Here is an 11,533-nt window from a genome sequence, read left to right as displayed (position 1 = left end):
CACCCTGGGGAACACTTTTGACCCAGAGGTGGGGAATACTTTTGGCCCTCGACATACTTTGAAGAATTATTATCAGATGGATTACCTGGAACAAACTTAAGATTGCTTGATCATGGTGTTATGGGAGGATTAGTACTATTACATTTTTCGACTTTTTACATGATTTATCATTTCATTTTAGAGGATATATATTCGAAAAATCCAGATCCCATTATAGAGAAATTCATTGGAGAACCAAATGGAGATTGTCGAAATAATTATTGTATTCAATGGTGGTGGGAAGGAATATTATGGGGTACCGCAGCTACAGCTTTTCACAATTATTTCCAAGCTAAAATTCCAAAAATCAAACGGTTAAATATTAACGAGGACCCAATAACATATCTTGGTATATTAGTTGATATTTTACAAGAATGGGATCGCTATTCGGTTTTTTCGAACCCATTTAATTCAGACTCAAATACACTTCAAGGTATTGACGTTGAACTAGAGCGAGTAAACGGAATGATTCGGATCAATTATCATAACGAAAAAATATCTCGGGAGATAAGAAAAGCCTTAAATAAATCTTTAATTGGGTGGAACAATATTGTTGAAGTATGTTAGTTAAAGAAATAGAATCCAAGCTGAAGTAAACTTTATTCAGACTCGTTATTTACAAAATTTACTTCCAAATATCCCTCACATAGCTGTGTAGTAGCATCAATGATATAATCTCGAAAAGGAAATTCTCCTTTTCCAACTCGAACCACCCAAATATACTTAGGTAATTCTGCGAAAAGTATAGATTCTATTTTGGAAATTCCAATAATAGGCACTAAATCATCAATAAGGCTTTTTTTATATAAGCTGGAATTTATCAAATAAGGTTTTATTATTAAATAAGGATCCTCTTTCCTACAAGCATCTTCTATATCTTCTATTACTTGAGTATACAAAGATGTAAAGCTTAGCCTTATCTTATGATATAATGGTATTATAAAGCCTTGAAGTTTTACTTTTTTACATCCCCTTTCAGTAATCCATTCGTTTGTCCAATCTAGAAAATTTCCTTCTGAAAACTCCACACAACTATAAGGTCCGATTTGATCATCGTGAACATAGAGTTTGGTTATTGCATCATTTTTTTTATCATAGCAATAACCAGTAATAGCGACAGCATGACCTTCAGGCTCTTCTTTGCCTTCTTCATATATGTATAAGGTTGCAATTAATGGATATCCTTGGGATAAATAACCGATTAGAAGGTATTGAATTTTCTTATCATTTAGTTGCTTAACGTTATAATTCATAACCTCATAGCCAAGTTTATAAAAAACATCAACTATTTGATATGTGCTTAATCCAACGTTTGGGAATTTAGGGGAGACTGCCAATCCATTAAAATTATTATAAGCTAAAATAGTTACTTCGGATGGAGTATTTGATACAGAAACTCCAAATATTACTTCTAATGCTTGTAATGCAGTCCATATTGCCATAGTTGCACATGCTGCAACTGCGCTATCCTGCTCTTGAAATGGCAATGAATTGATAGTTAAAGTTATTCCATTTAAGTGTACAGTATTAACTTTTGTAACTTCCAAACATCTATCATGCTTGCGCTTCGTCTTATCAGGATACCTTTTTAATACTGTTCTTCCAATCCTGCCACTTGTAATTGGCTTTTGAATTACATATCCAACATATTTGTCATTTATTAATTTGTTTAATCGGTTTCTTTTATTTTTACTAGTATCCCCCGAATAAAACTGCGAGAATAAATCATTCAATTCATCCGTAGTCGCATAAAAAAAATGATGTCTTTTTACTTTTTTTTCTATATTCTCATGACAACGAACATAGTAATTTGCGAAATCAATTAAATAATCTTTATCGGTGTAACTGGGTTCAGTAATAACTACTATATCACTTTCCTCTCTATCGGGATGAGTTTCAATATAGTGTTGAATGCTGATATAAGCCCAAGAGTGTTCTTGAAATGGTTCCCAAAAATCCGATGAGTATTTGGAAATAGTGAAATGATGAGACATCTTACTAATAACAATCTTACTAGATTGTCATTCTTCTATTTAAATCTTCATATGAAAGATTATTTACTCTTCTAATCTCTTTGAGTGCGGCTTCTCTTGTCTGTCGGAGTGTAATTCTATTAAATCCCTTATTTAAAGCTTCACTTAATTTTGCAGAATACGCTTTGTTGTAAGGAGAATTTTTCTTTGTCATTACTTGCCTCTATATAGATGAAAACATTTTTACAATTATTTTATCATTTAACTGAAACAATAAAAAATAACTATAAATTAAAGATCATCAGTATTGTACCGTTACGGCACAATTAAATCGCAGGTTTTTATTTTGAGGACCTAATTTAAATAAAAGGAATGAAATTGTCAAATTATTTTAAATTAAAATTATACCGTATTATGTATTTCCAATCACCCAAATATCATTATTTTAAGCAATAAAAATCAATAAGGACAAAGTTAATATTCATTATGGCTTCTTTTTTCAAAGATAATATTATTTTAATCAAAATCTAGACGATTCTATATCTTTTTAAAAACATCCATATTTAATGATTAGCGACACATTACAAACGCACGACAGGTGATTTCCATCACAATTATTCCATGAAAGGCTTACTGTTTGTGACTTCTTTAACAATAATACTACTATTTTTATCAAAGTGTTTTCTTTTAATAATCTGTTGAATTAGAATCGATTATTATTCCTTTTTAGAATATGTTTTTACTTTGGATCTTAGCCCCTATTTTGTTTAAATCTTTCTCTATTATGATATCTTAAAAACTCTTGATCGGGTAAAAACCTCCAGGGCAGCTTAATTTCTTTATCATGATATTTCACAAAGTATTCGTTAATTGGCGGGTTGTCTGCCTGATCTAGAAGAACTGATGATATTTTTATTTTGTAATCGGGAGTTATTGTCATAAGGCCATCTTCAAAAGCTTTATCGTGCAAGGCATTTATTGCAATTCCGTTCTGAGGGTTCATCCTGTTCTTTTCATCCAGGTACCAGGGACGGATATGTCCTGCCACTAACAGATTTGGCTGCTGGATGCCGGTGATACAGCAGGTATTATTGTATGAGGCAAGTATAAGTTTCCTGAAGAAGGACTGGTTTACACGGGTCTTTACAATACGCTCTCTTTCTTTCCCCTCTTTGGGAAGGTCCTCTTCATCAATATCATTTTCTTTTTCAACTGTTGAATGCTCTATATCCGCTTTCAATTTTTCGCTTTCAAAGGCATAGTCATCCAGATTATTATAAAATTCATTCCAAATCTCTCTATCGAGCTTACTAGCATTGCTTGCCCCTCGTATGCCTCTGGCCTTTTGCGCTGGATCGAGACTTGCAAAATTGACGAGTTTATAAGATACTGAGCCAGGAGTTCTTTTGATAGAATGGGATAGTTTAATGATCTCGGGATTTCTGCTGTGGATCTTACCGAAATCTATTTTGCTGTAGAGATTTAGCGCAAGTATAAGTTCTTCGCGCGTCCAGAGCCTTTGACCTTCTTTCATGTGTGTGCGGCAATAGTTTGAATAATTTGATGAGGAAGTTAGAGGGATTTTGAATAATAGTCAATATTTTGAAACTAGAATTCTATTTCCATTTGGGATACATTAAATTCCTGTGAGATTGTGAATGAATTGCGGGAGGGTCAAGGGATTTACATCACACCCCTTCAGGGCTGTGTGGGTGGGGGTGGGATGGTTTTGCTATAGACAGAGCGCCCTTCGGGGCTTGATGATTGCGTTGTTCTGCAAATATGAAACCCCTACAAATATAAAACCGCTACGCGGTTTGGGAATTGGGGGTTATACGTTTTCTACAAATAGGGAGCCGCTACGCGGTTTGGATGTATGGACATTTATAATTAATCAGGTTGTAATATTCATTATTCCCGGATGGAAGAAAATCCGTCCGCCGCGGCGGACGAGGGATGTCAGGAAATGGTTCCTGACATCACTAGAATCATTAAAAACTTAAGCCGATGTGGAACATGGCGATGTTGTTGTTGTACGTCAGGGCGCTTTCGTTGGAGCGGTTCATTACTCGCATGAATTCTATGCCGGCTTCTATATTGCTTATTAAGGGCACGTCTGTGAATTCTTTGTTAAGGGCAAACCAGAATTCTGTTCTTGTGTCTTTTCTCTTGCTTACGGTGCCCGTCTGGGCAAGGTTTTCACTGTAATTCCTGTACGACTGCTCGGCACTCAGCTTTATTGACGATGACCAGGGAAGCTTTATTGTCCACTCGCTTCCAAACTCGTTTGATTCAAAGCTGTAAGGATCATCCCACAAATCTTCGTCATCAGAATATATGAACTCCGAAAGGCTTATGGCACTATTACGGTCAAGATTCCTGCGCCACATATAATGTATGTTCATTCCGACGCCTTCAAATACCGACTGCGATATTTTGGGCATTATCCTTAGCTGCGTGATGTTCGTTGTTACATAGTCGGTCTTCTGAATTACCCTTTTTCCTCCCATCATCGGCCCGTTACGATCAATTGTTATAAGGGTCTGATCGGTTACCGAATACGCTTTGTTCCCCAGCTGCATCTCCAGGAATAATGACGTTTTTGTCTCAAGAAACAATGAGAGTCTTGCAAATCCTGAATTCACTGTGTAGCTCAGGTCGTAAAGCGAGGGGTAGCTTTTTCCGCTTAAACCGTATCCCGCTGAAAAGAGCATGTTGTCTGAAAGGAAATATTTCCCGTTTGCAAAGACGGAATAGCTGTCGTAGCTGTAAAGCCCGCCGCCTGAATTGTTAGACGCCTTCATGTATGAAGCGCCCATGAAGATATTCTCATCTTCTGTCGAGTCGACGCCGAGCCTGAATGCGTAATTGAGCTCACCGGAGTTGTAGTAGTAGCTTCTGTCGGATAGGTTCTTAAATCTGCTGTAGCCGAATGAATAGCCTAAGTAGAATTCGCTTTGGAACGGTTTGAATGTAAGCGAAGGCTGCACAAAATTTACAAATTCCTCCTGTCCGCTGCTTGTGCGGAAGGGGTTATCTGTGTAAAGGAGCGAATAACCCACTTCTCCCGAAACCTGGGCTGCCAGTTTAACAGAAAAGACAATATTTAACAGCAGAAGTAAAGAGGCAAACTTTGCGCTTGTTTTCATTTACCTCCCCCGTGCCTCCCGAGTCCGCCTTTTCTGCCTTTGCCCTGCCAGCCCATGCCCTGGGCGCGGTTGTCGTTAATGCCGTCGCCGTCCTTATCCACAAAATTATCCATTCCCTTTCCTTTTCCCTTCTCCATTCCGGCTCTCATACGCGCGCGGCGGCCGGGCATGTTGTCGTCCACACCGTCACCATTCTCATCAATAAACTTATGCTTCAGGTCCTTAAGTTTCCCCGTTGGCTGCTGCTGCTGCCCGGCGGGTTCATCCGTCACGGATTTTTTATCATCCATCTGCACGGACTTCTCCTGCGGATCTTTCTTCTGCTCAGTCTTCTCCTGCGCCCGGAAAGGTACTGAAGATATAATTATAAAAAGGGAGATATAAAAAAGCTTTTTCATACTATTTACAATTCAAATCAAGTGCCAGTTAAGTTTTATTCTGTTTTCTAAATATCGCTATAATATTTCGACAATTCTGCCGAATCATCCGGCAGAAATGCCGTTCTGCATCTTCATCAGCTTGTAGCGCAGGTTGCGTTCCGATATATTCAAGAGGCGGGCAGCTTTGGACTGGTTGCCCCCTGTTTCCTTAAGCGCCATTTCAATTATCTCTTTTTCCAGAGCTTCCGTCTGCTCGTTTAAGTCACCCACATGTGGCGCAAATGCTCCTCCCGGCTGCTTTTCAGTCACTGCAGGCTTCATTGTTACCGGAAGGTCGTATGTTGTAATTACCTCGCCGCGCGACAAGACGCAGGCCCTTTGAATTATATTTTCAAGCTCGCGCACGTTGCCGGGGTAATCGTACTTAAGCATAAGGTCCATAGCCTCGTTCGAGACCTGCTTTACCTGCGGGCAGAATTTCCTTATGAAATGATCTGCAAGCAGGGGGATATCGGCCCTTCTTTCCCTTAAAGGCGGGATCTGGATTGATACCACGTTGATCCTGTAGTAGAAATCCTCCCTGAATTTCTTTTCTCTTATCAGCTCCTCAAGGCCGCGGTTTGTAGCCGTAATTATGCGCGCCCGCGTCTTCTGCACCTGGTTAGACCCAAGGCGCGAGAACTCACCGCTCTGCAGCACGCGCAGAAGCTTCACCTGCGTAAGAAGCGGTATATCGCCCACTTCATCAATAAATATTGTGCCTTCCATTGCCTCTTCGAAGCGCCCGATCCTTCTTTGGTCGGCTCCCGTAAAGGCGCCTTTTTCGTAGCCGAACATCTCGCTTTCAAGGAGCGTCTCGGGAAGGGCCGCGCAGTTAACGACAACAAAAGGCTCATCTTTTCTATCGGATGCGTAGTGAATAGCCTTTGCAAAGAGTTCTTTACCCGTGCCGCTTTCGCCTCTTATAAGTACGGGGGCGCTGCTTTTAGCCACGCGGCCCGCAATATTCAAGGATTCCTCGAGCTCCCTGCTCTGGCTTATTATGCTTTCGAACCTGAAGCGGCCGGCCAGTTCCTCCTTAAGCTTTTTGTTCTCGCCTATAAGCTGTTTCTGCATGAGAGACCGCCCGATAAGAATATCCAGCTCATCCAGGTTTACGGGCTTCTGGAGGTAGTAGAATGCTCCTTCCTTCATCGCCTCGACGGCAGTTTCGATGGTGCCGTAGGCGGTCATAAGTATAACCACAATTTCGGGGTTAATTTTTTTCAGGGCGGTTAAGACCTCCTGCCCCGTCATATCGGGCATGCGGTAATCCGTAAGCACAAGGTCTATGGTCTTTTCCTTTACGGTCTCGATGCCTTCTTTTCCATTGGCTGCAAGAGTGACCTCAAAGCCTCTTTTCCTGAAATATCCGCCGAGTGATTCCCTCTGCGGCTTTTCGTCGTCAATTATTAAGATTGTCCTGTTCATAAAGCGGTATTTCTATTAAAAATGTTGTTCCTTTATCCTGTTGTGATTCAACCCTTACCTGCCCCCTGTGCCCGGTAATGATCTGGTTTACAATGGCAAGACCGAGACCCGTGCCTTCGGGCTTGGTGGTGAAGTAGAGGTTGAAAATTTTATTTAAGTCCTCTTCCTTAATTCCGCAGCCGTTATCCTTAATGCTGATAATAAGATGCCCGTTTAGGGCGTGCGATTCCACGGTAATTTCGCCCGGGCGCCCTAAGGAAGATCCCGCGGCGTCGGAGGCGTTCTGAAGGAGGTTTATGAGCGCCTGCTTCATCTGGTCGGGGTCTATATCGGCCTCAAAGCTTTCGCCATTGCACACAAGTTTAACGTTATCCTTCATTGCGGCGCCCTGAAAGGAAGTGCAGAGGGCGTCAATATATTCCTTCATTTCCGTGCGGCGCAGGCGGAGCTTCGGGGGGCGTGCAAACTTAAGGAACTGGTTTATAATTTCCGTTACGCGGCGTATCTCCTCTTTCATGTCTTTTATGAGGGCGTAGTACTCGCCTTCGTCTTCTTCAGGCACAAATTCCTTTTCAAAGCGCTGTGCGGTGATGCTGATTAAGTTAAGTGGGTTTTTAATTTCGTGCGCCACACTGCCGGCAAGTTCGCCCATTGCGCTAAGCTTCTCGCGGCGTTTCTGGCTGGCCTCCAGGCTGCGCTGCATTGTAAGGTCCCTTACAACGGCAATAACCGAATCTATTCCGCCCGTGGGGTTATAAATAATGGATGTGCTGCCTGCAATTATCATCTGCTCATCTGTCAGCGTTTCGGCGGTGTGCTCGTAATAGTCAACGGGAGTGCCGGCCGCAAGTGTTTGTGTTATAAGGCTTTCGGGCGATTTCATAATCAGGCTGCAGTCCTTACCCGTAACTTCAGAAGCTTTAAGCGAGAATATTTTTTCAGCGGCCTTATTAAATATAATTATGCGTCCCATGGAGTCGGTTACAATAACGCCGTCGGACATGCTTTCGAGGATTTTGCCCGTATGCGTCTGCACCTTTGTGTACTCGTTTTTAAGGAGCGAGTAGCTCTGCTGGTTTACGAGGAGCGTTATTACAACAATTCCGACCAATAGGAGCAGAAGCGAGATAAGGACGCTTCTGAGTATCATGCGGTCTATCATGCGGTTAATAGAGTCGAGCGAGAAGCCTATTCTTATAACGCCCGCAATTTCGCCCTGCATCATAAAAGGCTTTACGGCTTCAAAGACCTCATGGCCGTTAAAGGGCATTTTTCTGGTGGATATGATTTTCTCGTTTATTGTTTTCTTCAGGAACCGGTCGGATGCAATTGTGCTAAGCCGTTCCACGCCGCGGCTGGCTGTAATAATGCCCGTGGAGTCCTGTATTACTATATATTCAATTTCGCGTTCGTCGGCTATTCTCTGGAAAAGCTGTCCGATTCCGATCTTCTTCCTGAATTCCAGGAAGTACTTTGAATCGATGGATAGAACGATAAGGCCTTTATTGCCGGGTCTTTTATGCACTGCAAGGAGGTGCTGTGTGCCGGAGCTATCGGCCGGGCCTGAGGAAGTAAAGTAGTCGTATCTGCCGGCAAATATGGAATCAATTTCACCGGGGAAATTCCGGAAGATATCGGGTCCCGGAAAAGGCATATTGCCGCTATAAAGCTCCAGTTTACCGGAGCGGGAGAAAAGGGAGATCTGAGCGATATTGTTAGTTTCGGCTATCCTGCTAAGGCCGCTCCGGCTGAGCGTTTTAGCTTCTTCAAGCCTGTAGATGAGGTAAGCGTTATCGAGGAGCCTGGCGGCAGTAAGGTTTTCCACCTCCATGCTGCTAAGGTAGACGTTCTCGCCCGATTTCTGCACGGCTCTCAGGAGAGTAACGGCCTCGTCGCTTTTAGCTTTATATATATCCTTATAGCTCTGGTAGATATCGAAGGCCGTAACGGCGGCCATTACGAGTACGAGTGTAAGAGTTATAGGGATCAGGTATCCCGGTTTTACTACTAGCTTGAATTTCATTTATTTAAAATTTGTTTGCGTCATTTCCGTTAAGAGCTCCGGAGGAGCGATTTGATTGTAGAAAAACAACATTCAAAAGAATATTCAGAGCTCCGGAGGAGCGACTTGTGAACACGATAATACCCCTTTTACAAGTCGCTCCTCCGGAGCTCTGTTGGAAATTTTGGATCCTCGAATTTTCTACAGACAAGTCATCCCTCCGGGATTCTGTTCAAAAATTGTTCCTTTAACAATTTGTGCCATTTTCGGCAGTTTTGTTCGCACGCTTCGGCACTTTTGACGAACTTTACACGCAATATTGCGATTTTAATTGGTAAAAATCAGCTTATTTCTTTGTGGCATGGCAGTTGAATATCCACTTTCATTGGAACAGGAAAATATAACATAGTTTTTTCAATTCAAACAAAAGGAGAAATAAAGCGATGAATACTCGAAGATTTATTATGATGCTTTTTGTGCTCCTCTTCGGAGCGTTTGCGATTCAGACAATGGCTCAGAAGAAAAGCACAAATACTGTTCAGCACGGTGCGGGATTTGTAGATGCCAACGGCGACGGATATAATGATAATGCTCCCGATCATGACGGAGACGGAATCCCTAACGGGAAGGATGCGGACTATAAAGGCGGGAATATGCGTCACGGACGCGGAATGAGAGGATTTATTGACGTCAATGGCGACGGCATTAACGACCGCGCTCTGGATAGCGACGGCGACGGCATTCCAAACGGGAGGGATGCGGACTTTAAGCGGCCTATGGACGGATCAGGAAGAAAAATGGGCATGGGTAAAGGCATGGGCAGCGGACTTAAAAGCAGCCAGGGTGTTTTTGGAAACGGAGTCTGCGACGGCCTTGGACCTAAAGGGACGCGCAGGGGAAAATAACTTTTTTTAGCGGCCGGCGGTATCCCCGAAGAGCTTCCGGCATTAAATAAATACGCCATTCCCCCCTGAAGGCGTATGGATGAGCCGCCACGATTTATATCCTGGCGGCCTTCCTTTTTATTGACGTTTAAAGATTTCTGCTGATTGTAAAATGGAATGTGGAGCCGCTGCCTTCTTTAGATTCAATCCATATCCTTCCGCCGTGGCGCTCAACTATCTTTTTGCAGACCGAAAGTCCAATGCCCGTTCCGGGGTACTTCTCTTTTTCATGCAGGCGCTGGAAAATTACAAATACGCGATCATTGTATTCGGGACTGATGCCGATGCCGTTGTCTTTTATGCTGAAGTGCCATTCCGTGTCGTTTCTTTCGCAGCAAATCTGAATAAACGGGTCGGCCTCGCTCTTAAATTTAATTGCATTCTGAATCAGGTTCTGGAACAGCTGACGCATCTGTGTGGGGTCTGCGGTTATACGGGGCATTTCCCCGATTTCAATTTCGGCATTGTAGTCCGTTATTGCCACCTGCAGGTCGAGCATCACCTCGGATAGTACGCTGTTCATATCCGTGGGTACAAAAGGCTCCTTAGCCGAAGTAAGGCGTGAATAAGCCAGCAGGTCCTGCACAAGTGCGTGCATTCTTTTTGATCCGTCGGAGAGGAAGAACAGGCACTGCTGGGATCTTGGGTCAAGTTTTCCTTCAAGCTGTCTTTCCAGCATTCTTGTATAGACGGAAATCATTCTTATCGGCTCCTGCAGGTCGTGCGAAGCCACATAGGCAAACTGTTCCAATTCCGAGTTGGAGCGTTCCAGTTCGCGGAGTGTTTTTAGGAGCAGGTCTTCGGTCTGTTTGCGCATTTCAATTTCGGCATTAAGCTTCTGATTTATCACCTGCAGCTCAATATTTTTTTCAAGGAGCGACTCTTCCCTTTTTTCAATTTCAAGTATCTGCACGAGGGTCCTGTCGATCTCGGCAGAGGCGGCATCGGGACTTAAGTATTCCTCGGGTGGGACGTACTTATAATTTCTGCAGACAGTCCCTTTATAAATAACAACCGGGTGTGTATAAAGAATGTGGCGGATCATTTCAGGGCTGAAGCGGTTTTTGTTATACTGGCATATTGCCACTGCATCCAGCTCTTCATAAAGGTGGTTCACATCCGATTCATATTCCATCAGGTGTTCAACTCCCGGGTCGCCGCTGAGCGCCCAGGTCATTTCGCCTGTAATTCTGAAAGCCTTATAGCCTTCCTGTTTTGCCGTGCGTATATTTTTCTTAATGGCTTCAACTACATGTTCCGGTGAGAAACGGCCCTGCTCAAGGTAAGCTTTGGTTTTATTGATAATTGTCAGGGCGCCTTTATCCATGTAGGATTGAAGCTCCGGGATTCCATCTGACAAAAGCCCGGTTATTTCCTCGACCGTATTTTCATCGGCCACATAAAGGCACTTTTCATTATTCTCAAGGCCATACCTGATAAACGGAATAATTACGGCAAGCTGTTCATCGCGGCTTTCATAGATAGAGCATATATGATCGTGTACATTAACATGCTTTACTGCATTTGCAACTTTTTCAAGATAATGGGGTGAATTATAGAACATAGTTTCTCCTTC

General features: G+C 42.8%; 10 protein-coding genes. 2 read left to right on the top strand and 8 right to left on the bottom strand.

Going from position 1 to position 11,533, the window contains the following annotated elements; genetic code table 11:
• The first annotated feature begins 102 nt into the window (after nucleotides 1–102).
• Nucleotides 103–606: a hypothetical protein gene (locus HF312_11025; protein MCU7520736.1), complete on the top strand. Its 504-nt coding sequence runs from the start codon at nucleotides 103–105 to the stop codon at nucleotides 604–606.
• Nucleotides 607–638: 32 nt separating this feature from the next.
• Here HF312_11025 and HF312_11020 read toward each other — a convergent pair whose 3' ends face one another.
• The 7 genes from HF312_11020 to HF312_10990 all read right to left on the bottom strand — a co-directional run bounded on the left by HF312_11020 (nucleotide 639) and on the right by HF312_10990 (nucleotide 9,034).
• The gene (locus HF312_11020) at nucleotides 639–2,033 is read right to left on the bottom strand and encodes a hypothetical protein (protein ID MCU7520735.1); all 1,395 of its coding nucleotides are present in this window, start codon (nucleotides 2,031–2,033) and stop codon (nucleotides 639–641) included.
• Nucleotides 2,034–2,052: 19 nt separating this feature from the next.
• Nucleotides 2,053–2,226, bottom strand: a complete 174-nt coding sequence (locus tag HF312_11015; GenBank protein MCU7520734.1) for a hypothetical protein — start codon at nucleotides 2,224–2,226, stop codon at nucleotides 2,053–2,055.
• A 537-nt stretch (nucleotides 2,227–2,763) separates the two neighbouring features.
• Nucleotides 2,764–3,546, bottom strand: a complete 783-nt coding sequence (locus HF312_11010; GenBank protein MCU7520733.1) for an HNH endonuclease — start codon at nucleotides 3,544–3,546, stop codon at nucleotides 2,764–2,766.
• Nucleotides 3,547–4,003: 457 nt separating this feature from the next.
• Nucleotides 4,004–5,161: a hypothetical protein gene (locus HF312_11005; GenBank protein MCU7520732.1), complete on the bottom strand. Its 1,158-nt coding sequence runs from the start codon at nucleotides 5,159–5,161 to the stop codon at nucleotides 4,004–4,006.
• Complete coding sequence (locus HF312_11000) at nucleotides 5,158–5,559, bottom strand: hypothetical protein (protein ID MCU7520731.1); 402 nt, start codon at nucleotides 5,557–5,559, stop codon at nucleotides 5,158–5,160. The genes HF312_11005 and HF312_11000 overlap by 4 nt, the downstream gene beginning before the upstream one ends.
• Nucleotides 5,560–5,643: 84 nt before the next feature.
• Nucleotides 5,644–7,011 (bottom strand): sigma-54-dependent Fis family transcriptional regulator, encoded by a 1,368-nt coding sequence (locus tag HF312_10995; GenBank protein ID MCU7520730.1) that lies wholly within the window; start codon nucleotides 7,009–7,011, stop codon nucleotides 5,644–5,646.
• Nucleotides 6,986–9,034, bottom strand: coding sequence for a PAS domain S-box protein (locus HF312_10990; GenBank protein ID MCU7520729.1), 2,049 nt, complete (start codon nucleotides 9,032–9,034; stop codon nucleotides 6,986–6,988). The genes HF312_10995 and HF312_10990 overlap by 26 nt, the downstream gene beginning before the upstream one ends.
• A 422-nt stretch (nucleotides 9,035–9,456) precedes the next feature.
• Here HF312_10990 and HF312_10985 point away from each other — a divergent pair, with 422 nt between their 5' ends.
• Nucleotides 9,457–9,918: a hypothetical protein gene (locus HF312_10985; GenBank protein ID MCU7520728.1), complete on the top strand. Its 462-nt coding sequence runs from the start codon at nucleotides 9,457–9,459 to the stop codon at nucleotides 9,916–9,918.
• 127 nt (nucleotides 9,919–10,045) lie between these two features.
• Here the strand turns inward: HF312_10985 and HF312_10980 are convergent, their stop codons facing one another.
• Nucleotides 10,046–11,521: a GHKL domain-containing protein gene (locus HF312_10980; protein ID MCU7520727.1), complete on the bottom strand. Its 1,476-nt coding sequence runs from the start codon at nucleotides 11,519–11,521 to the stop codon at nucleotides 10,046–10,048.
• Nucleotides 11,522–11,533: the final 12 nt, after the last annotated feature.

The sequence above is a fragment of the Ignavibacteria bacterium genome, from assembly GCA_025612375.1.
Classification (GTDB): domain Bacteria; phylum Bacteroidota; class Ignavibacteria; order Ignavibacteriales; family SURF-24; genus JAAXKN01.
This window is presented reverse-complemented; position numbering and strand designations above follow the sequence as displayed.